General features: G+C 36.9%; 17 protein-coding genes. 10 read left to right on the top strand and 7 right to left on the bottom strand.

The genetic code is table 11. The features are described 5' to 3' along the window. Window positions 1-232: 232 nt before the first annotated feature. From F6K15_RS16650 to F6K15_RS16630, 5 genes are all read left to right on the top strand, one after another. Entirely contained in the window at window positions 233-1,408 is a 1,176-nt protein-coding gene (locus F6K15_RS16650) for a low temperature requirement protein A (protein WP_293062562.1), read from the top strand. 748 nt (window positions 1,409-2,156) lie between these two features. Continuing rightward, window positions 2,157-2,948 carry a DUF928 domain-containing protein gene (locus tag F6K15_RS16645; RefSeq protein WP_293062561.1) on the top strand — a complete coding sequence of 264 codons (792 nt, stop codon included), beginning with the start codon at window positions 2,157-2,159 and terminating at the stop codon, window positions 2,946-2,948. Window positions 2,949-2,953: 5 nt separating this feature from the next. Further along, window positions 2,954-3,079 (top strand): hypothetical protein, encoded by a 126-nt coding sequence (locus F6K15_RS16640; RefSeq protein ID WP_293062559.1) that lies wholly within the window; start codon window positions 2,954-2,956, stop codon window positions 3,077-3,079. A gap of 380 nt (window positions 3,080-3,459) precedes the next feature. Continuing rightward, window positions 3,460-3,750 carry a glutaredoxin family protein gene (locus F6K15_RS16635; RefSeq protein WP_293062557.1) on the top strand — a complete coding sequence of 97 codons (291 nt, stop codon included), beginning with the start codon at window positions 3,460-3,462 and terminating at the stop codon, window positions 3,748-3,750. 183 nt (window positions 3,751-3,933) lie between these two features. Continuing rightward, entirely contained in the window at window positions 3,934-5,427 is a 1,494-nt protein-coding gene (locus F6K15_RS16630) for a UDP-N-acetylmuramoyl-L-alanyl-D-glutamate--2,6-diaminopimelate ligase (protein WP_293062555.1), read from the top strand. A gap of 368 nt (window positions 5,428-5,795) precedes the next feature. Here the strand turns inward: F6K15_RS16630 and F6K15_RS16625 are convergent, their stop codons facing one another. Beyond that, window positions 5,796-6,038, bottom strand: a complete 243-nt coding sequence (locus tag F6K15_RS16625; RefSeq protein WP_293062553.1) for a UPF0175 family protein — start codon at window positions 6,036-6,038, stop codon at window positions 5,796-5,798. A gap of 20 nt (window positions 6,039-6,058) precedes the next feature. Beyond that, on the bottom strand, window positions 6,059-10,033 hold the full coding sequence (locus F6K15_RS16620; RefSeq protein WP_293062552.1) for a HEAT repeat domain-containing protein: 3,975 nt from the start codon (window positions 10,031-10,033) through the stop codon (window positions 6,059-6,061). A gap of 345 nt (window positions 10,034-10,378) precedes the next feature. Here F6K15_RS16620 and F6K15_RS16615 point away from each other — a divergent pair, with 345 nt between their 5' ends. After that, window positions 10,379-10,534, top strand: coding sequence for a hypothetical protein (locus F6K15_RS16615; protein WP_293062550.1), 156 nt, complete (start codon window positions 10,379-10,381; stop codon window positions 10,532-10,534). A 9-nt stretch (window positions 10,535-10,543) separates the two neighbouring features. Here the strand turns inward: F6K15_RS16615 and F6K15_RS16610 are convergent, their stop codons facing one another. The 5 genes from F6K15_RS16610 to F6K15_RS16590 form a co-directional block, all read right to left on the bottom strand. After that, window positions 10,544-11,599, bottom strand: a complete 1,056-nt coding sequence (locus F6K15_RS16610; protein ID WP_293062548.1) for a glucokinase — start codon at window positions 11,597-11,599, stop codon at window positions 10,544-10,546. A 1,352-nt stretch (window positions 11,600-12,951) separates the two neighbouring features. Beyond that, on the bottom strand, window positions 12,952-15,903 hold the full coding sequence (locus F6K15_RS16605) for a CHAT domain-containing protein (protein WP_293062547.1): 2,952 nt from the start codon (window positions 15,901-15,903) through the stop codon (window positions 12,952-12,954). 313 nt (window positions 15,904-16,216) lie between these two features. After that, a complete protein-coding gene (locus F6K15_RS16600) occupies window positions 16,217-16,381 on the bottom strand; it encodes a hypothetical protein (RefSeq protein WP_293062545.1) in 165 nt (54 codons plus the stop codon). A gap of 170 nt (window positions 16,382-16,551) precedes the next feature. Continuing rightward, a complete protein-coding gene (locus F6K15_RS16595) occupies window positions 16,552-16,920 on the bottom strand; it encodes a co-chaperone YbbN (protein ID WP_293062575.1) in 369 nt (122 codons plus the stop codon). 48 nt (window positions 16,921-16,968) lie between these two features. After that, window positions 16,969-17,682, bottom strand: coding sequence for an NnrU family protein (locus F6K15_RS16590; RefSeq protein ID WP_293062544.1), 714 nt, complete (start codon window positions 17,680-17,682; stop codon window positions 16,969-16,971). A 694-nt stretch (window positions 17,683-18,376) separates the two neighbouring features. Here F6K15_RS16590 and F6K15_RS16585 point away from each other — a divergent pair. The 4 genes from F6K15_RS16585 (at window position 18,377) to F6K15_RS16575 (ending at window position 21,660) form a co-directional block, all read left to right on the top strand. Further along, on the top strand, window positions 18,377-19,381 hold the full coding sequence (locus F6K15_RS16585) for a LysR family transcriptional regulator (RefSeq protein WP_293062542.1): 1,005 nt from the start codon (window positions 18,377-18,379) through the stop codon (window positions 19,379-19,381). A gap of 154 nt (window positions 19,382-19,535) precedes the next feature. Continuing rightward, window positions 19,536-19,865 carry a helix-turn-helix domain-containing protein gene (locus F6K15_RS38415; protein WP_363268107.1) on the top strand — a complete coding sequence of 110 codons (330 nt, stop codon included), beginning with the start codon at window positions 19,536-19,538 and terminating at the stop codon, window positions 19,863-19,865. Between the two features lie 358 nt (window positions 19,866-20,223). Continuing rightward, window positions 20,224-21,075, top strand: a complete 852-nt coding sequence (locus tag F6K15_RS16580; protein WP_293062540.1) for a hypothetical protein — start codon at window positions 20,224-20,226, stop codon at window positions 21,073-21,075. 303 nt (window positions 21,076-21,378) lie between these two features. After that, window positions 21,379-21,660 carry a hypothetical protein gene (locus F6K15_RS16575; RefSeq protein ID WP_293062539.1) on the top strand — a complete coding sequence of 94 codons (282 nt, stop codon included), beginning with the start codon at window positions 21,379-21,381 and terminating at the stop codon, window positions 21,658-21,660. Window position 21,661: the final 1 nt, after the last annotated feature.

Raw genomic sequence — 21,661 nt, 5'->3', positions numbered from 1 at the left:
ATTGGTATAATTTATTGAATATGTTCATGTATCTGTTTGCGCAGCATGACAAACGGAAATGTTGAATGCTGAATGCTGAATTTTATAAGTTTTAAAACTACAATAAAAATATTTTAATTTAGAGTAGCAGTTTTCATGATCTAAAACTTAGGATAGCTGTCAATAGGTGCTAATCCAGATTATAATGTTTATAAATAAATTATAAGAATCAATTAATTTTCAATATTTAACTATGACTAAAGCTATTTTTCAGCCTCCAAAATTGCGCAGAGAAGAACTTGAAGAAGGTGAACGTCGGGCAACTTGGTTAGAATTATTTTTTGACCTTGTTTTTGTCGTAGCGATCGCTCAATTAGCTCATGATTTGCATGAAGATTATTCCATTGTTGGTTTAGTCAAACTTGCAGTTTTATTTATTCCTGTTTGGTGGTGCTGGATAGGAGCAACTTTTTATGACACTCGCTTTGATAATGATGGTTTAGTAGATCGTTTCATCACTTTACTCGAAATGGCAATCATTGCGATGATGGCAGTTAATATACATCATGCTTTAGACTCTTCTGCTATTGGTTTTGCTCTTACTTATATAGCATTTAGGAGTGTTTTAATCTGTCAATATCTCCATGCAGGATATCATATTCCAGAAGCACGAGGATTAACTAATTGGTATTCTCTGGGATTTGGCAGCAGTATTATTTTATGGTTAATTTCGCTGTTTCTTCCTACTCCTTGGCGTTTTTTATGTTGGAGCATAGGTTTAGTAATCGATTTTGCTACTCCTTTAACAGCTGGCAAAAAAGTTGTTAAAGTTCCCCCAGATTTATCTCATACTACGGAAAGAATTGGCTTATTTACTATTATTGTTTTGGGAGAATCTATTGTAGCAGTAGTTGCTGGAGTTTCTGGAATAGAATGGAATTTGTCTTCTATTATTGTTGGTTTACTAGGTTTATCTATTACTTTTAGTTTTTGGTGGATGTACTTTGATACTATAGATAATTCTCCTTTGTATGCTATGAAACAAGGCAAAATGAATATTGCTCTTACTTGGCTTTATTCTCATTTGCCTTTAACTATTGGTTTAACAGCTACAGGAGTAGGTGTGGAAAAAATGATTCACGGTTTAGCTCACGATCCTGTAAGTATAGAAAAAGCTTTATTCTGTTTTTCTGTAGCTTTATGTCTATTAATTCTAGGAGTAATTCATTGGACAAGTTGCAATATCGGACAAACTAAATGTACAAAAATTTTGACCTTTTATCGCCTTGGAGGAGCAGCATTTATTATTGTTATTGCTACTTCTGCTAATTTACTTTCGTCTTTAACTATCATTATGTTAGTTGCTTTTGCCTGTCTAATTCAAATTGTGTTTGATATTTTCAATACTTGCGTTGAACCAAAAAGTTAAACAGTTTTAGTTTAGTTGATTTGCCTTTCTTGGGTTGAGCAGAAATTAATTAGATATCTTCAGAAAAGAGGGAGTAGGAAGTAGGCAGTAGAGAACCCACCCCTTGCCCCTCCCCCGACCGTGGAGGGGAAAGAATTGATAATTTCTGTGTGATAATTGATTTGATTTTTTATTATCGGAAATGTCTATTAGCTATGCAAGACCAAAACTCAAAAGTTTTCCTATATATCCTTTTTGATAGGGTGATAGAATGGTAACTAAATATAGAATTTATACATCACGAGATTTTTCCTTCTCTCCTAGATAACTAAAGCCTTCTTTATTCTTTCTTTTTTATTCTACTATATCTGAGATTCTCAACCCACAAGAAACAGATAAGTTCCTGATTAAAGTGATGTATATGTAGGACTCTATTTCTGGGTCAGAATAGCTTATGCAAAACAGGAAGCTTACAGGAAAGTTAGCCTATAATATTGGAGTAAAACTTAAGATGCCTTTCAATAGATGGTAATTCATATCTTAATATATTGAAAGATTATCAAGTTTATTTACACCTCTTCATTGGTAGAATATAATGATAATATTAATATTTTTAAACTATTGAAATAATGTTAATTGATCCAAATTATCTGTTTTGAAAAAAAAGGGAAATAGTATAGTCAATTAACTATGTTTGATATAATTTCTGTGCAATCAGGAAACAAATACTTAAAATTATATTCATTAAATTAGATTAACGAGAATGATTATGAATCAAAAATTTAACCTGGTTTTATTTTTCTTGACATTAACAATAATAGCGCCTTTGCATTTACCAATGGTAATAGCACAAACTACTCAAGTACAAAATAATTCTAATAAGAATGGGGAAAAAGATGTTGATGATACATTTGATAAATCAGATGAAGACCCACCAGGAATTGGAAACAATGGTACTACCAGATGGAACAGATGGGAAAAAGCTTTTGAAAATGTATTTAATCAATCAGATGAAGACCCACCAGTAGATATTAAAGATGGCACTACCAGAGGTAGCAGCTTATGTTTAGTTTCTCCTGGTCTAATAGAGGTAGAAGGAAAAATTTGGAACACTCGCCCTATATTTATTTGGCAAGGACAATTAAGCAGAATTGAAATTCATCCCTCTAATAACGAGGAGGTTTTATGGACTTTTGATATTCAAGAAAATGAAGAAATAGTTGATTATTCTGGGGAAGAATTAGAACCTGGTAGTACTTATCGTTGGAGAATATTTGATAGTACAAATTCTATTGCTGGTATGCAACAAAGAACTTTTAGCATTATAGATGTAGAAGAACATGAAGCTATTACTCAAGATTTAGCAAAACTCGATCAAGATTTAAACAAACAAGGAGCTACAAAAGAAGCGATCGCTTTTGCTAAAGTTCAATTTTTTGCTGAACGTAATTTATGGTCTGACGCTTTATCAGAAGTATTTAAAGTTAAGAAACCTTCTATAGAATTACAAGATTTTCGTAGCAATATTTTGCAGCGTTTGTGTCAAGGGGAGGAAAATTAAATCCATTGAAGAAGGAAGAAGGAAGAAGGAAGAAGGAAGAAGGAAAAATCTTGTTTTATCTGAGTTTTAAGCTTTACTTCCCTACTCCCCTGCTCCTAATGGGACTTACCGAATTATTAATAATTAAATAATTAAATAATTCAGGGTTAAAGTCTCCCCTTTTAAAGGGAAAAAAAAGACAATATTCCTTATATTCAATCCTCTCGGTTTTAACCAGAGGTAATTATCAATTATCCATTATCCATTAATGAACCACACAGATCAAATTATACATCGCCTGTAGGGGCGAACGGCCGTTCGCCCCTACTAGATATGGTAGTTCTTCGTAAGTCCTGATATAGAATCCGGTTATATAGTATATGTTGATAATTCTATAATTACTTCAATATTTAATCTCCCCCACTCCCCTACTCCCAACTATACAATAACTATTCAACCGGGTTCTATATGATATATACTTTCAAACTCCAGGCACTCTAAAATGAGTAAACCAAAGAATTTAATCTAAACTATGAACCTAATTTTATACAGTAAACCAGGTTGCCATCTTTGCGAAGGACTCCAAGAAAAACTCGAAGAAATACTGAAAGACCCTGAAAACCCCTGTAAATTCGACTTAGAGATTAGAGACATTACCACCCGTGATGATTGGTTTCAAGCATATCAATATGAAGTACCCGTGCTTTCCGTCTGCGAGGCGGATACCACAACTGAAAAATTCATACCACGTCCCTCTCCCAGAATGTCAGTGAGAAAATTGCAGCAAATGTTACAAAAATATCTTTCAACAATGAATAATTAATAATTAATAATTAATAATTACCTCTCATTGAAAAGAAGAGGATTGACTAAAAGGAAAATTTTTTCTCCTTTAAATGAGAGGCTTTATACCTTAATTATTCTGTAAACTTGTGATATGGATAACCAAAAAATCCTGTTGGTAAAAAGCCCTAAATCTTAGTAAAAAACTATAGGAATTCCTAACATGAAATTGAGAGAATTATTAGCAAAAATTCCCAGTATTTCCCTTGGCAATAATCATCCTGCATTAGAGACAGAAATCACAGGTTTAGCCACAAATTCTCATGCTTGCCAGACAGGGGATTTATTTTTAGGAATGCCAGGTACCCGTGTCGATGGAGGAGAATTTTGGGAAAGCGCGATCGCTAATGGTGCAGTGGCAGCTTTAGTATCTCAACAAGCAGCTCAAAAACACCAAGCTAAAAATAAATGTGTAATCCCAGTTGCCGACATGACTCAAATTTGTCCGGAAGTTGCTACAGCATTCTATGACTATCCAGGGCAAAAAATGAAGATGGTAGGTATTACTGGCACCAACGGTAAAACAACCACTACCCACTTAGTAGAATTTCTCCTCAATAACGCTCAACTACCAACTGCTTTATTTGGCACCCTCTACGCTCGTTGGCCTGGTTTTGAGGAAACTGCAACTCACACCACACCTTTTCCAGTGGAATTGCAAAAACAACTGGCGCAAGCAGTAGCAGCAGGTAGCAAATATGGAGTTATGGAAGTTAGTTCCCACTCTCTACATCAAAAACGTGTTTGGGGTTGTAGTTTTGAGGTGGCAGTATTTACCAATTTGACTCAAGATCATCTCGACTATCACAAAGATATGGATGATTACTTTGAGGCAAAAGCGCTACTGTTTAGCTCAGACTATCTCAAGGGTCGCGCTATAGTTAACGCTGATGACCCCTACGGTAAAAAGTTAATTGCCAGAATGAAACCGGAGCAAGTTTGGAGCTATAGCACCAGCAACACTTCCGCCGATCTGTGGGCTTCAGACTTGGAATATCAACCCACTGGAGTTAAAGGAATTCTGCATACTCCCCAAGGTGAAATTCCTTTTAGTTTGCCCTTGGTAGGACAGTATAATTTATCTAATATGTTGGCAGCAGTGGGAACAGCTTTACATTTGGGTTTAGATTTGGCGATGGTGGTTGCTCAGTTATCAGAATTTCCTGGTGTTCCTGGTAGGATGGAAAAGGTAGAGGTTAGTAACGAGCAAGATGTCAGCGTCATAGTTGACTATGCTCATACTCCCGATAGTTTAGAGAATTTATTAAAAGCAGCACGACCATTTATTCCCGGTCGCATGATTTGTGTATTTGGTTGTGGAGGCGATCGCGACCGTACTAAAAGGCCCAAAATGGGTAAAATAGCTGCCGAATTATCAGACTTAGCTGTAGTGACATCTGATAACCCCCGCACTGAAGACCCGGAAAAAATATTACAGGATATTTTAGAAGGAATATCTCCAGAAGTTAAGCCTTTAGTAATAGGCGATCGCTCCCAAGCTATTCATACTGCCATTATGGAAGCAAAACCTGGAGATGGGGTATTAATAGCAGGAAAAGGTCACGAAGATTATCAAATTTTGGGAACAGAAAAAATCCATTTTGATGACCGGGAGCAAGCAAGGGATGCTTTGAAAGATAAGTGTGGTTTAAGTTAAAATTAAAGTAGACCGGGGTTGGGTTTTGCGCTTCGCTTAGAGATTGTCTGAGAAGCCTCATTTGCTACATCAAAGCCCCCTAAATCCCCCAAAATTGGGGGACTTTGAGAAGCAAATTGACTCTTGTTCCCCCCAGAATTGGGGGGCTAGGGGGGCAAAATTTGGTTCTGGTCTACGCCCCCTAAATCCCCCAAAATTGGGGGACTTTTACCAGCTAATGAATTTTTGTTCCCCCCAATTCTGGGGGGCTAGGGGGGCAAAATTTGGTTCTGGTCTACGCCCCCTAAATCCCCCAAAATTGGGGGACTTTTACCAGCTAATAAATTCTTGTTCCCCCCAGAATTGGGGGGCTAGGGGGGCAAAATTCATCACCAGCCTTCTGTTTGTAAGATTTTGAGGTCTTCCTGAAATTCTGCTACGTCGTAATGGACACAAATTCCACGATCGCTGATTAATTTCTGAAATTGCATTCGGTGTATTCCCAATAATTCACTGGCTTTACCTAAACTGATTTTTTCTTGTTGAAAAAGCATCATTACAATTTCTACTAATAGTTCATCTTCTGACAAGCCACTTGCTTGTACAATTTGATCTGGTATTAATAAACTCATTTTATCCGGATATGATATTACTAGCTTCGTTTGGATCTAATATTATCAATGTTTATAGTTGTTTCAGAACCACCAAAAACATTAATTTGGCTAGTATTATCACCACCAGCAGTATTAATATCACATCCTGCTCGAATATTCTCCTGAACTTCTGACTTAACCTCTTCCAACCCACCATCCGGTAAACCTTTTCCCCCACGCAATAATGCTACGGGAAAATTTGTTGCTTGGTGTAACTCGAATATGGGGGTTTGTGTTTTGCCTAGTTGTTTAGCACTTTCGGGAACGGTTTTGTCTAAATAATTCATTAGGTGGGAAACTTTGACCTCTTTATCTCCTGGTTGGTTGCCTCTACCATTTAATGCTTCCAAAAAGTGGTATGTGTAAATGCTCATTGCTTCATCAGGGCGTATCCATGATAGCTGCTCTTCTGTACATGATGTAAATACTGCTCGCCCTTTGCCTTTTCTTAATTCGTCTCTTAAGTTTTTAGGAAGGATGGTTTGACTCAGGTTAGCAGGTAGTTTGAGTCGGGGCTGCTCTTTGGCTGTTGCCATTCCTTGGGCGTGACAACTATCTATAATTACTAATAGTTTTTTAGCAGGTATTTGGCTGAGGATATTGTTAAATGTTTCAGCGGGGACAGCCGAATTAATGTCAAAAACAAGAGCTGAAACGTCGAAGTCAAGAGGATCGGTATCGTGAGGTATTAAGTAATATTTTCCAGTTGATTCATCCAACGCACCATGACCGGAATAATAGACTAATATTGTTGCTTCTGGGTCGTTTTTTGCTTGTTGTTGGAGCCAGTTTAAGTTGTCTAAAATGTTTTGTTTTGTTGCTTGTTCATTGCAGAGGAAGCGGAGATGATTTTCATTGTCAATGTAACCACATGATTCGGGTTTTATGAGGAATGATTTGATGGCTTGAACGTCTTTAACTGTGACGGGAAGTGACCAGTTGGGGTATTTGCAGTCGCCGACTCCTATTAGTAGGGCGTAGTTGTGAGAAAGTGTGTTAGACATGGGTATTTTGGGGGTTGGTTTGTAGTATTGAAGGCGTTGTTGGATGGTTTCAATGGCTTCGATAATTTCGATAATTTCAGTTTCAGATATAATTTGTTTGACAAAACTATCATTTCTTAGTTTTTTTGTTAACTCAATAATTGTATTTTCCGAGCCAATTTTACCTAGAATATCTGCTGCAGTTTCACGCACATCAGAGTTTGAGTCTTCTAGGAGTGGAATTAATTCGGTACCTGAACTTAAATAACCCAAAGCCTCTACTGCACTCCTACGCACATCAGAATCTGAGCTTTCTAGTAGTTTAATTAATCCAGGAATCACGGAAGGTGATTCGATGTCCATCAAAGTATCTACAACTCTATAGTAAACATCTGGCTCCGTATCTTCTTGTTCTTCTAAAATTTTAATTAAAATAGGAATCATTACTTTATTTAACTTTGTAATAGCTGCTTCTGAAACTATTTTCTTTGAAGCATCGGCAACCTCAAATACTACATCTGTGTCATATTTGTTTAAGATTAAGATTTTAATTAAAACTTCAATTGCTAATTCTGAACCAATTTTACTCAAATTATTTATTACACCCGATATTATATCTATGTATTCTATTATGTCTTCTGGATATTCTATGTCTTCTAGAGGTTTAATTGACCCATGAATTGCAATTTCCGATTCAATAATTTCAGCTAAAGCATCTGCTATGCTAGAAGGGAAAATTGAACTGGAGTATTCGTATTCGTATTTTAAGAATATAATTAAGCCACGAATAGCACTTTTAGGATCAATTTCATCTTGATAATATGTACAACTCATGGGATAATCATAGTCGTAGTCTATGTATTCTGAATGTTTAATTGAATTAAAAATCACGCTTTTAGAGCCAATTTTTTCTATAATATATGCTGCAGTTTCATGCAAGTCTGCCTTTGAATTTTCTAATAGTTTAGTCAACTCAAAAATCACAGTTTCTTCGCCTATTTCACCCAGAGTATTTGCTACAGTTTCACGCACTCCAGAGTCTGAGTTTTCTAAGAGTTTAATTAACTCCGGAATTGCAGTTTCCGAGTTAATTTCACCCAGAGCTTCTGCTGCACTATGACGCACACCAGAGTCTGAGTTTTCTAAAAGTTTAATTAGCTCTGGAATTGCAGTTTCCGAGTTAATTTCACCCAGAGCTTCTGCTGCACTATGACGCACACCAGAGTCTGAGTTTTCTAAAAGTTTAATTAGCTCTGGAATTGCAGTTTCCGAGCCAATTTTACCCAAAGCTTCTGCTGCACTATGACGCACACTATAGTCTGAGTCTTCTAATAGTTTAATTAACTCCGGAATTGCAGTTTCCGAGCCAATTTTACCCAGAGCATCTGCTGCTCTCATACGCACATTAGAGTCTGAGTCTTCTAATAATTTAACCAACCCCGGAACAGCAGCATCCGACTTTGTTAATGCTGCCAACTCTACCTTCAACAACACAGGCAACTCCAACCGCTCAACCTCCACAAAAACCAGCTCCTGAAACCTCCTTTGCACATCTCCCACCAACCTCGCCCCCAAAAACCAATCTACCTCCAACGCCAACCTTACCACCCGCACCGCCAACACCTCATCCTCCACCAACCCCAACATCAACGCCACTACTTCCGTGTACTTCAAATAATTCAAATAATCCCACTGCAACTCATAGTCACTCAAACCAGACAACTGCCACAACAACCTTTCCGCCGCATAATACTCCTGCAACAATTGATGGCGAAACGAAATCTGACCATCATCTCCCACCTGAATCAAATGATGCTCCAATAAATCCTCCAACCAACGCATCGCACAGTCAGTCGGAGCTACCACCTCCCCTCGCAAAAACTCCGTCAACACCTCCTCAGCTTTTGGGCGAGAAATAGCAACCATAATCTCAGTTTTCGACTCCCCATTCGTCATCACCCACGCCAACTCCTGCAATAACCTATCCCACCAACGTCGAGAACTTTCATCAACCGGAACATCTTGCTTCAGACGACCACTATAAGTCTGAGTAAAACTCCGAAACACCAACCCCAGATTTGCAGGTATTACCTTGTTATAGTCAAACACCGAACACAACATCAACAAAAACATCGGAGTTTCCCCCAACTCCCGCAACCTCCCCTGCAACTGCTGCCATAATTTTTCACCATGCTCAGGCAAATAAGCACAGACAAACTCCCGCATTTGAGATTCCGTCAGAGGTTGCATTTCCAACCTTTTCTCAATCCCTAAATCTCCCCCCAGACTCAAATCTCGCGTGGTAAACACCATAGCAGTTTGGGGGTAGTCTTGCCGAAATATTCTTACCTGTTGTCGTGCCGCTTCCGATGCCATCTCGTTAAACCCATCGAATAGCAGCAAAAATTCACCTTGACGGAGCAAAGTTTCTAGAGTTGCTGTATCTATATTTATGGTGGGGTGGTGTTTGTGGATAAATGCTTGAATTCTGGAAAGTATAGAAGTTTGACTGTAGCGGAGTTCGATGAGGATGGGAATTTTGGGTTTATCCCCCCCAACCCCCCTTTGTAAGGGGGGAGTATCTCTTCTTATTTCCCCTTCTCTTATTTCCCCCCTTTCCAAGGGGGGACTAAGGGGGGATTCTTCTTTGGGACTAAGGGGGGATATCAACTTTGTTGCCTCCTCCAACAACAACCTGGCCAAAGCAGTTGATTTTCCCGACCCCGGCCGCCCCACCAACAACACATGATTTGGAGCATATTTGCGCAAACCCTCCAAAACCGTCAACCGTTCAATTTTCTTTTCTGGACGTTCCCTCTGTTTTTCCTCTGACTCAACAGTTTGTACCATCAAAGCCAAATCCAACAGTGGAGAAATATTTTGCCGCTGCTCAAGAGACTTTTTTCCCCTCACATCCGTCAGAGTATAAACCTCCCACCATTTGGCGTAGCCCCGACAAATTGATTCTAGATAGGGTCTCCAATTAATCATAAATCAAAAGTTACCGGAAATAATATTCATTATACTACTACGAAATTAGAAGTTAGAGGGCGATCGGTAGTAACAGTACGGATTTGTACGCTAAGGCTAAAACTCTTAATAGAATTGAATTTTAGACCCCCAATTTTCAGGTAAATTTCACATTCCATAAACTTCAGGACTTATATCATGTCCGGTTGAATAATTAGACTTTGGTGGTAAGGAAGGCAGAGGGCAGAGGGCAGAAGGCAGAAGGCAGAAGGCAGAAGGGTTTATTCCAATTTTAACCTAATTCTATACACAAACGATGCTACCGGACATGATATTACGCAGGGACTCTACATATAGCAAGGGCGAATGCCATTCGCCCCTACAGATTATCCGGACATGATATTAATCAGGGTTTTAAGAATTCTCACAGCAGCTCAAATTGTCAAACACGTTAGTTTTTCTACCAAAACTAACGATCGCCCAATTACTTCAATATTTAATCTCCCCTCCTCCCCTACTTAGTATCATTACTTATAAATTAGAAGCACGAATTGCCGCACCAATTAATCCCACTTGAGGGTTTAACACAATATGAACAGGTACTTTTTCTAACAATGGTCTCATCCGTCCCTTATGATGAAAAGCTTCCATGAAAGCACCTGACTTCATCAGTGGTAGGATTTTAGCAGCGATACCACCTGCTATATATAAACCACTATAGGGTAAAAGTTTCAATGCTAAATTACCTGCTTCCGCTCCATAAGCTGCCACAAAAAGCTCTAAAACTTTCTCGCACAAGCGATCGCTCTTTTCCAAGGCAGCTTTCCCAATAACTGCACCTGGATCTACTGTAATTTCACTTGAGCCTATTTCTGTTTCCCACTTTCTTAGTACTTCTGCTATTTCAGGAGATTCAGCAGCAGATTTGCGATCGCGTAAAAATTGATAAATTGACACAATTCCCATGCCTGAAACTACCCTTTCTACAGACACTCGGTCTATATTATGCTTTGCTAACAAATATTTTAATAGATCAAATTCTAACTCAGAGCGTGGTGCAAAATCTGTATGACCCCCCTCTGTGGCGTAAACCCTAACTGTTCCTCCTCCTCGAATTAAAAAGCATTCTCCTAATCCCGTACCTGCACCAATTACAGCTATTGGAGTATCACTTTGAGGTTCGCCAGCTTGTAAAGTCTCTAAATCATTGTCAGTTAAACCTAAAATTCCATAACCCACTGCTTCAAAATCGTTGATCAGGCTAACTTGGGATACCCCTAATTCTTTTTCTAGCAATTTAGCATCCAGCATCCAAGGTAGGTTAGTTAATTTAACAGTATTATTGACGACCGGACCTGCGATCGCAAAACAAGCTTTTTCTGGTTGGAATTGCTGTCCCAATTTCTCATTTGCTTCTGCCAAAAATTTTTGTACAATAGGTACTAAATCTGGAAAATCGTGACTGGAGTAACGATTCTCATAGAGGCTCTGAAATTCCACGGCCGCCTTTGATTCTTCTCGTTTAGCCTCTACCAGTTGTAGTATTGTTTTAGTACCACCAATGTCACCAGCTAGTAGCAATGTCATAGATTATATCCTCCTGAACAACTGTTTAGTTTTTATTATCATATCTTGTTCAGTCTAGTAGTTCAGTCCAGTAGGGTGCGTTATTTTTATGTAATTTAACCAATCAGGACTTACGCAAATTTACCTTGAAAGCACCATCTGTAGGGGCGCAATTCGGCAGCTATACGGAACGCAAATGGCATTTGCTAGTGCAAACGAATGGCGCACTAGCTATCTGTAGAGTCCCTGCGTAAGTCCTGCCAATGTTAAAAAAGTCTGATATCATGTCTCTTTACAGCGGTTTTCATTTCCGTAGACCACAGTAGGGACGTTCCATGGAACGTCCCTACTGGGTTGTGATTGTGAAGATGTGGTTCATCAATATGAAAAGCGCTGTAAATAACCACAATAAAAAATTTAGAGAGCAGGGAGTAGGGAGTAGGGAACAAGGGGAATTTTGAAGAATATTCTCTCTCAAGAGAAGAAAATTTTGATTATGGCTAATTTGATATAACTTCTAACTTCTAACTTCTGACTTCTCCCGCACTCAAGAAAATATAGAAAAGTTTTTGATAAATGGTATAATTGTTGACTGCTAATTTCTAACTTCTGACTTCTAACTTCTAACTTCTGACTTCTCGAAGGGGGTTGACAATTTGTATACTTAAAGTTAAGATTAAGAGTTATGGTGTTGGCATGAAGCACCTCGAAAAATGAATAGCAGTGCATATGCAAGCAGATTCCAGTTCGCTGTCACCCCACTGCTTGGGTTAATGCGGATTAGTTGGAAACTTTGTCTCCACGCTCCTTTTTAGCAATTTCTAAGTAATTATACTTATTACCCATGTTCAAACCTGAATAAAACTGAATAAAACTGAACTTTTTCCTGAATAAACCTGAATTTTTTTCCTGAATAAACCTGAATAAAACGGTATTTATTTTGCTGGAGATTAAGGTGATAATACTCTAGGTACAGCAAAAGTAACTATCAACCCAACAAATGTTATGACGATGTGGTTCATCAATCTGAAAAGCGCTGTAAATGAAATTTCATGGATAAATGGTATTATATCAAATCGGGTAGCATCGGTGTAATGAGATGGGGGACCCACCCCTAACCAAACCCACCCCCGCCCCTCCCAGGAGGGGAGCCTGGAGGGGTATGTGGGGAGATGGGGGGATGGAGACCCACCCCTAACCAAACCCACCCCCGCCCCTCCCAGGAGGGGAGCCTGGAGGGGAAAATCGAGAAATATTTGGTAATGGTTGAAGATGGAACATTTTTTACGTGCCGAATTAAACGGATTTGATATTAGCTAAAGTTCGTTATTCTGATAGGGGTTACAATTGGGCAATTAGCATTCTAATGTTTTTTAATTTGCTTCTCCGATTAAAGTAAAAGCTGCCCAATTTTTGACTTCGGGAAATTTTTTTAGAGTTGTTAACATCGCCTTTCGTAAAGCTTCTGCTTTATTTCCACTAACATCTAATTGACGATAAAATTCGACCATTAATAATTGGGTGGCATCGTCTGGAACTTTCCATAAAGAGACAATAATACTAGGGGTTCCTGCTGCTAAAAAAGAACGAGATAATCCGATTACTCCATCTCCTGTAATTTCTCCACGACCTGTATCGCAAGCACTTAAAACTACTAATTCTGCATTCAAATTTAGTTCTAAAATTTCATAATAAGTAAGGAAACCATCATTATTTTTGTCGGGAGTAAGTGCTAATGCTCCAGGTATTCCTAATTTTCTAATATCTGTCAGTAAACCATGAGTTGCTATATGAATTACTCGTGAATTTTCCATTTGTTTTTTGACTAAGCTTTCTGTTGCTTGTTTACCAATTATTGCTTGAGTTTCTAGAAAATTAGCTATTTGTTTTGCTTCAGTTTCGGCACCTACTAAAGGTTCTAATGGTTGCTCATTTAGTTTAGGCATGGAGGGGTTTCCTACTACTAAATCACTTTGATTATTATTTCTAGGTAAGCCAACTATTAAATATTTTTGTGGATTTGCTTTTTGATTTTTAGCCTGTTGTTTGTGGGTTAATTCTAATATTTGGATTGCTGGTGCAGTCAGAATAGTATGTTTTTCTATTAAGTATTTTTCTCTCTCGTCTATCAACGCAACAAAGGGAACTAAAAATAATTCTTTTTGAGGTATAAATATTACTGATTCTTCGGCATTAGTGGGAAGAATATCTGCTATGGGTTCAATTAATAATTTGTGTAGTTTTTTGAGTTGAATTTGTGGTTGGTATGGTTCAACTAAAAGCGCCCGACGAGTATCTATAATTAGGTCGGTTAAACTGTTATTTTCTAGAACAGATTTCAACTCTATTTGACGAAATACTATTTTACCAGTTGGTTGAATTACCCAAATATAAAGTTGTTCTTCAATGATGGAATATTCAACTATTGTTGCAGTTTGTTCGGCAGCTATTTGTTGAATTTCTTTGAAGGTTGGTGGCTCAATGTTTGCTTGAGTAATAGCTTGTGAAGAGAGACGGTCAAATAATAGTTCTACAAATGCTCGGGCACGACCTCGTTCGGCAATTTCTAAAGCATCTTTGATTTTATTTTGTTGAACTAAGACTTTCTGTAATTGGTTATAAGTATCTATTTGAGTTTCAAATAATGATACTTTCAATAAATCTTTACCACCTAGTTTTTTTCTGATTGATTCTTTGACTTTTATTGCCGAACGTAAATTTTTTTCTGCTTGTTTTAAATCTCCTTTTGCCACATAAGTTATACCTAAACTTTTGAAGGCTTCTGATTCTCCATAAATTTCCTTAATGTCTTGAGAGATGGTTAACTGTTCCTGAAAATAACTAATTGCTTTGTCATAGTTTCCTAAAGCTAAATAATTTTGACCTAGTTGGTTAAAGGAGGCAGCTTTTGTATAAATATCGCTTGTATTAGTAACTATATTCTCAAAAAATTCTATTGCTTGATCATGTTTTCCAAAAACAGTATAAAGACCTCCAATATAGAATGCTTTTCTCCCCAGTGCTGCACTTTGCTTATAGTATTCAATGGCTTTTTTGTAATTTTTTTGAAAATAGTAAATATCCCCAATTCCTTCTAAAGCACGAGCTTGAATATCTGTATCTTTAATTTCTTTTCCTCTGGCTAAATATTGCTTTTGATACTCAAGACTTTTATGATAAATTCCTAAATATAAGTAAGGCTTTGATATGTCATATAATCTGGCTGTCGCTGCGTAATCATCATCAATTTCTTCAGCTAATTCAAAACTTTGCTGATAATAATCAATGGCATTAACATAATCATTTAACCAATAATAAGCCCATCCTACACTAGATAAAACTTGTACTTGCCCAGATTTATCTCCAATTTCCTGATAGATTTTCAGAGATTTTTTAGCTGTTTCTAAACCTTTTTGATATTGATGAGCATTACTGACTAAATTATCTGCTTCTAACCTTAGTCTTTCAGCTTCTGCTTTGCGAGAATTTACTTGTCGCAGGCGATCGCTATCTACACATTCATTCCAGGAGCGGTCGTAAACTACATAATTTACACAATATTGATTATTTTTTATCTCTAAAATTTGAGCTAAATGCCATTGCTTATTCCACAAAACTTCTACATATTCATTGACTGAATAATCTCTATTTGTTTGGGTAAATTCTGAATTATGTTGTTCTAGATTAGTATTAGTATTTCGACGATAACCTTGCAGTAGTAGTCTTTCTGCATCAATTTTTCTAGGGTCTGCAATGCGAATACGAACTCTATCAATACACTCATCCCAGGAGCGGTCATTGCCTACATAAGTTATACAATATTGATTATTTTTTATCTCTAAAATCTTTGCTAAATGCCATTCATTTTGCCATAAAACTTCTATATATTGATTTAGCCTCAGTCTTTCTTCTGTAGAATTTTTATATTCAATAGGACGAAGGCGATCGCTACCTAAACATTCATCCCAGGAATCATCATAAGTAGGATAAGTAATACAATATTGATTATTTTTTATCTCTAAAATTTTTCCGAGATACCATTCTCCTTCCCAAAGCACTTCTACATAATCCTCTACCTGATAATTTTGTGCTAATAAAATAGGTTGATTAATTGATGATTTTTCTGCTATTTCTCTAGATTTAATATTGGGTTGATTATTGGCTAAATATTGTGGCGGTTTTGATAGTACATTTTGCCAATTTTTAGGTAATTTAAATTTTTCAGATGCCTGAGCTTTTTCAGGAATAATCAAACTGGAAAATATTGAGAATTTTACTAATATTATGACTAATAATTTGCTGATTTTTTGATAATTTTGAATCATAATGTATGGGATTTTTATACTGATGAAATACAGTAATCAACTCTCTCAAATTAAACACTGAGAGAAAAATCAAAAAGCTGAATACTTACCTAAGTACTATAAATTAATGAAAATATAGTAGTCGAAGCAAAGGCAGCAGACATATCAAAAGCTTAGAGGATATCTGAAAAGTTTTTTGATACTGAATTTTGCCCCCCGAGCAAGCCAACTTTGGGGGGAACAAGAGTCAATTTGCTTGCTCTAGTCCCCCTTTATTAATCCCCCTCCCGTCCCCCGCAGGATCGGGGGAGGCCAGAAGATGCTGCGCTTTTTGTTAAATGGGGGATGCGCGGGGGCGAGCGATGTAGCGAATGGGAATTCTCAGACAACCTCTTAAAACCCAGACAAAACAAGATTTTTCCTTCTTTCTTCTTTCTTCTTTCTTCTTTCTTCTTCCTTCTTCTGCTATAAAACTGAAAGAGGCTAAAACTAGCTCCAAAGGAAATAATTATTCCCTTCAATTCTAGTTTTAACCTCTTTATTTAAGACTCAGCAAAAGTACAATTAGCGTTTTATATTCGCTAAACTCCAAAAATGCTAGGCATAAGAGACTGGTACAAGGAATTTTCAATAACTAATTATTAATTATTAATTATTAATTATTAATTATTACATTAACTGAGGTTCCAAAAGTCGAGTTAGGCGAGTTTTTTGGTAACTGGTCATAAAAGCATCTAATGTCCGTAGAAAATCTTCCCGTGCCTGAAAATGATCCACTCGAGTCACTATTTGGCCATTTTCAAATAAGATTAGGGTAGGCAAGGTTCTGAGTTGATATTTACTAGCAAGCTTTAAACTTTCATCAGCATTCACCCCCACCAGCTTTAAGCGGCCATTCCACTCAGACTGAAATTGAATTAATTGGGGGACAATCATTTTACACAGGCCACACCAAGGTGCCCAAAAATTTACTAAAACTGGGTTAGAAGTATCTAACACCTCTTTTTTAAAAGTTTTTTCGTTAACTGACAAAAGCATGGCTGATCGATGTGACATTAAATTAAATTTTTATATCCTGGGATCATGCTACCAGTCTACGCTCCCAGTTGCACGGATGAGTAGTGGATGAGCTTGCCAAAGTAAAAAAATAAAAATAGCTACTCCCACATAGGCCCATCGGAAAAACTCCTGTAACTGTAGAGTTTGACGTCCTTGAATAATAGCCACAAAAGGCATAACCGATGTGCGAAACTTTAACTTTTCAAAAGATTCACCAAAACGCTGTTGAAGTCGTCGATCCCCATGCCATACACCGAACAAATGATGGAGTATGAGGCCAAAAGAGGTGACTAGGGTAAAACTTGTCCCTAACCAAAGAGTATGGGCAATACACCAAATTACTTGGCCTACCATTTGCGGATGGCGGGTGATCCGAATAATCCCTGTTTCATAGAGATGGACTTGGGGTTTTTGAATTGCAGCAATTTCTAAAAGGTTGAATGTAGAGGGATAGAGAAAGATAAATGAAATTGCTGATAGTGTCCAGACTATAGGCTTAACTATGGGGACACCTTGCAGTTGCCACAACTGTAACCCATCGTAACGGTGGTTGAAAAAGTAAATAATCAGAATTACTGCTAGTGGCAGACTTACCAGGGCAAATAAGATGCGATAGGGTCTAGGACCAATTTTGGTTTCGGCCCACAGTCGGAGGGCTGCTAAACCACTATGAGCGATCGCAAAACTTAGCAGTAACCCCAACATAATAAAATGGCTAGGGGTTAACCAATCATTAGACATGGGTACTATGGGAAATTGATAATAAAAGTTAACTTTTGGAGGAATCGTCCCGCAGTATGCTGAAGGGACGTAATGCCAATCCCTGGAATGGGGAAGCAAATGCGGTGAGTTTGGAGTTTGATTTTCTCAAATTATTGATTCCCTAACTGAGGAATTTGGAAATCAAAGGTCTTCAACTCTCAACCTCTGTCTTAAGGACTTTTGTCCCTGATTCAGTTTAATCTAAACAGGACAATCAGAGCTTGATTAACGAACAAGATTGAAGATATGGGGTATGGAGTTAACGAAGTCAGAAGTCAGAAGTCAACCCACCCGCGGGCCCCGACCGTGGAGGGGAAGTAGGGGCGAATGGCCATTTGCCCGTACAGAAGTTAACCCACCCCTAACCCCTCCCAGGAGGGGAGGTAGGGGATTTGAGAAAAGCTCCAAAAACCCGATCGCCTTAAAAGGCGGGGTTGCGCGACCCAATCCTGTTTGATAATTGTAATTTCTTCCTGATTTAATAAAATTAAGTAACTTAAATGAAAACCAATTTAAGACAGAAAAACACTCTAAATTCAAGCTTGTTAAAATTTTCCCACTCTCTACTTGCTCTGGAAATACCTAACGAATCAAATCAAAGGCCATTAAGTAATTTGCCCATTTGCTAACCCTTTGGGCGTTAATTCTCTCAATTTCTTTTTCCTTTAACAATATGTCTGAGCTTCCTTTCACCCTAGACCAATTACGCATTCTCAAGGCGATCGCTGCTGAAGGTAGTTTTAAACGAGCTGCCGATAGTTTGTTTGTTTCTCAACCAGCGGTTAGTTTACAGGTACAAAATTTAGAGCGACAGTTGAATGTACCTTTATTTGACCGGGGTGGCCGCCGGGCACAATTAACTGAAGCTGGTCATTTGCTACTTACTTACGGTGAGAAAATATTATCTTTGTGTCAAGAAACTTGCCGAGCTATTGAGGATTTACAAAACCTTCAGGGTGGTACTTTAATTGTTGGTGCTTCTCAAACTACTGGTACTTATTTACTACCCCGAATGATTGGGATGTTTAGACAAAAATATCCTGATGTGGCTGTGCAGTTACACGTTCATTCTACTCGTCGTACCGCTTGGAGTGTGGCTAATGGACAAATAGATTTAGCTATTGTTGGGGGTGAAGTTCCTCCAGAGTTACAGGAGTCTTTGGAAGTTATACCTTATGCTGAGGATGAGTTGGCTTTAATTTTGCCTGTTTCTCATTCTTTGGCAGAAAAGGAGACTATTCAAAAGGATGATTTGTATCACTTAAATTTTATTACTCTAGATTCTCAATCTACTATTCGCAAGGTTATTGACCTGGTATTATCCCGTAGTGGTATTGATACTCGCCGTCTGAAAGTGGAGATGGAATTAAATTCAATTGAGGCAATTAAGAATGCTGTTCAATCTGGTTTAGGAGTAGCTTTTGTTTCTGTTTCAGCTATTGAGAAGGAGTTACAAATTGGGGTTTTGACTACGGCTAAAATAGATCAGATAGTTGTTAATAGAATATTATCGGTTATTTATAATCCTAATCGCTACCGCTCTAAAGCTGCTGAGGCTTTTAGTAAGGAAATTTTACCTTTGTTTTCTAGTCTAAATTTTAGTCCAGATAAGATTAAACCTTTATCTAAAGAAATACAGCCTATAGAGATAGTAACAAATAATGTTAGTGATACTTGAAGATCAACTATTAATTGAGAATTTTTGAATCAGTTATCATTATAGAAGAAGAGTCAGCAAATTTTTCTCGCAATCAAGATTAATTGACTCGAGTATATTTTATCTAATGTTGGCATTTATACCCGCGCTCTCCCGTAGGGGAGCGTCGGGATGAATGCCAACCCGTGCTATAATAAAATTACTTAATATTAGTAACACGCCAAAAACATTGAAGTCCAGATACAAGTACCGTATCTATCCAAACCACATTCAAATAACCAAATTAAATCAACTATTTGGTTGTTGTAGATATGTTTGGAATAGCACATTAGCACATTGCAATCAACTATACTCTAACAGCCAAAATAAACCTAGCTATGTAGACTTAACTAAACAATTCATAACTCAAGCATGCGCAAGAATTAGTTTGGTTAAAAGAAGTCGCATCTACTCCATTACAACAGTCTCTCAAGGATTTAGACCAAGCTTACAAAAACTTTTTTGATGGTTGCAAGGGTAAACGAAAAGGGATTAAGGTTAAGCCTCCAAAGTTTAAGTCTAAAAAATCTAGGCAATCTGCAAGATTTGTAGGTGATAATTACAAAATTGGTCAAGATAAAATTTACTTACCAAAAGTAGGTAAGATTAAAGAAGAAAAAATTAATTTAGCTGTACAAATAGCACTAAATCGTTCTGAAGAAACTGTTTATGAACCACTCGTAATTAAATTTGTAAACAAAAAAAATAATAATTTTTCTACTTATTTTTTACTGAATTTTCAAACTTTAATTCTGGCTCAATCCCATCTACTTAGAGAAGTAAATAATGAGTTATCTCGCTACAAAAGTTCTGCTAAAAATTATTTGATTCAGCTAAAACATAAACAGCAAAAACTCCAACAACATACGGCAGCATTACAAACGCAAAAACAAGAAATTTTGGCTAGACACAAGTTATTAGAAATACAGCAAAATGACCTAATTAGTCAATCAAAACAAATTCATAACCTGAACCACAGACTGAAGGAAATTACTGGTTTTATTTCTCAGGAAGGAAAAAAAGCATTTTATGCAACATTTGAAGGAGTACAAAAAATTAACAAAAATATGGATGAAATTTTCAATATTGGTCATTTGTTTACCAATGAACTCAAACTAATTAACTCTACATCCCATCAAATTGAAACAGTTAGTAAGCAAGCAAAACACTTGGCAATACAAGCTGCCATTGTTGCTGGTCATTCAAATTCTGAACTTGGTGGTTTTAGTCATATTACTAACGAGATTGGAAAATTGGTGAATGAAACTTCACAAGCAGGTCGTCAAATGAATTTAGTAGCTAATAACTTAATGATGAAAATTTCTGAACTTAACAATTTAGCTGAAACTGGTAAACAAACAGCTCAGTCTCTAGTAGAAAATAATCAACGTTCTGAGATAACATTAGATGAGTTAGAAAAATTAATTCAACAACCAAACTTGGATCGAGCAGCAGTAAATTTGCCTCCTGTTACACCAGGTAGCAAAGGTACTGATATTTCTCAAGAAAATCTGTATCAAGATAAAAATACAGTCAATAACTATAAAGAAAAGTTTGAGGAGAAAAATACAGATATTTCTGAATTGCAAATGCAAATATTGAATAACAAAAAAGATAAAGAAAAATTGATACAACAAATTCGTTCTACTTTAAATAAAAAAAAAATTGATATTTAGTGAGATTGAGTTGACAAAAAAATAACTAACTTGATAGAAGATGTAGCCATTCTAAATGAATCTTCAACAATTAATCATTACCTCTCCTTAAAATAAAAAGCTTCAAACTTTACCGAAAAATTCAGGTATAAAGCCTCTCCATTCATGGATAAAAAAGAAAAAATCCTTTGATCCAATCCTCTTTATTTATAAGAAGAGGTAATTCTAAATTCTTAATTCTAAATTCTTAATTCTTGAACCCTGTTTATTGATTTGAAATTTTCTAGAATAACTAAAGTATAACTTCTATAGTTAATGAACAAGATGCAAATTATTGTTACTCCAAATCACTTTCTTTATCAAGATTTACAACTATATCATCTTCACCTTCGAGGTATTGGTAATCAAGCTACTGGATATTTATATTGCAAAAATAATGAAACTATTAGTAGAGCTACCTCTATGGATAAAATTCAGTTAGAAGGACTTTGTAAGATTAAACAAGTTATTGCTCTACGGCAGCGAGCAGTTATAGATATTGCACCTATTCTAGAAGCACATAACTGGGAGATAATGCCTATTTCAGAAAATCAAACTAATAACTAAC

Origin of the sequence: Okeania sp. SIO2B3, assembly GCF_010672525.1 — a bacterium.
Classification (GTDB): Bacteria; Cyanobacteriota; Cyanobacteriia; order Cyanobacteriales; family Microcoleaceae; genus Okeania.
Note: the sequence above shows the minus strand (reverse complement) of the source record. Positions and strands in the feature narration are given on the sequence as shown.

Coding starts and splice junctions, on each gene's coding strand:
- F6K15_RS16650 (WP_293062562.1), top strand. CDS start 233: ATGACTAAAGCTATTTTTCAGCCTCCAAAATTGCGCAGAGAAGAACTT.
- F6K15_RS16645 (WP_293062561.1), top strand. CDS start 2,157: ATGAATCAAAAATTTAACCTGGTTTTATTTTTCTTGACATTAACAATA.
- F6K15_RS16635 (WP_293062557.1), top strand. CDS start 3,460: ATGAACCTAATTTTATACAGTAAACCAGGTTGCCATCTTTGCGAAGGA.
- F6K15_RS16630 (WP_293062555.1), top strand. CDS start 3,934: ATGAAATTGAGAGAATTATTAGCAAAAATTCCCAGTATTTCCCTTGGC.
- F6K15_RS16625 (WP_293062553.1), bottom strand. CDS start 6,038: ATGAGTTTATTAATACCAGATCAAATTGTACAAGCAAGTGGCTTGTCA.
- F6K15_RS16620 (WP_293062552.1), bottom strand. CDS start 10,033: ATGATTAATTGGAGACCCTATCTAGAATCAATTTGTCGGGGCTACGCC.
- F6K15_RS16615 (WP_293062550.1), top strand. CDS start 10,379: ATGCCATTCGCCCCTACAGATTATCCGGACATGATATTAATCAGGGTT.
- F6K15_RS16610 (WP_293062548.1), bottom strand. CDS start 11,599: ATGACATTGCTACTAGCTGGTGACATTGGTGGTACTAAAACAATACTA.
- F6K15_RS16605 (WP_293062547.1), bottom strand. CDS start 15,903: ATGATTCAAAATTATCAAAAAATCAGCAAATTATTAGTCATAATATTA.
- F6K15_RS16595 (WP_293062575.1), bottom strand. CDS start 16,920: ATGCTTTTGTCAGTTAACGAAAAAACTTTTAAAAAAGAGGTGTTAGAT.
- F6K15_RS16590 (WP_293062544.1), bottom strand. CDS start 17,682: ATGTCTAATGATTGGTTAACCCCTAGCCATTTTATTATGTTGGGGTTA.
- F6K15_RS16585 (WP_293062542.1), top strand. CDS start 18,377: ATGTCTGAGCTTCCTTTCACCCTAGACCAATTACGCATTCTCAAGGCG.
- F6K15_RS38415 (WP_363268107.1), top strand. CDS start 19,536: ATGCCAACCCGTGCTATAATAAAATTACTTAATATTAGTAACACGCCA.
- F6K15_RS16575 (WP_293062539.1), top strand. CDS start 21,379: ATGCAAATTATTGTTACTCCAAATCACTTTCTTTATCAAGATTTACAA.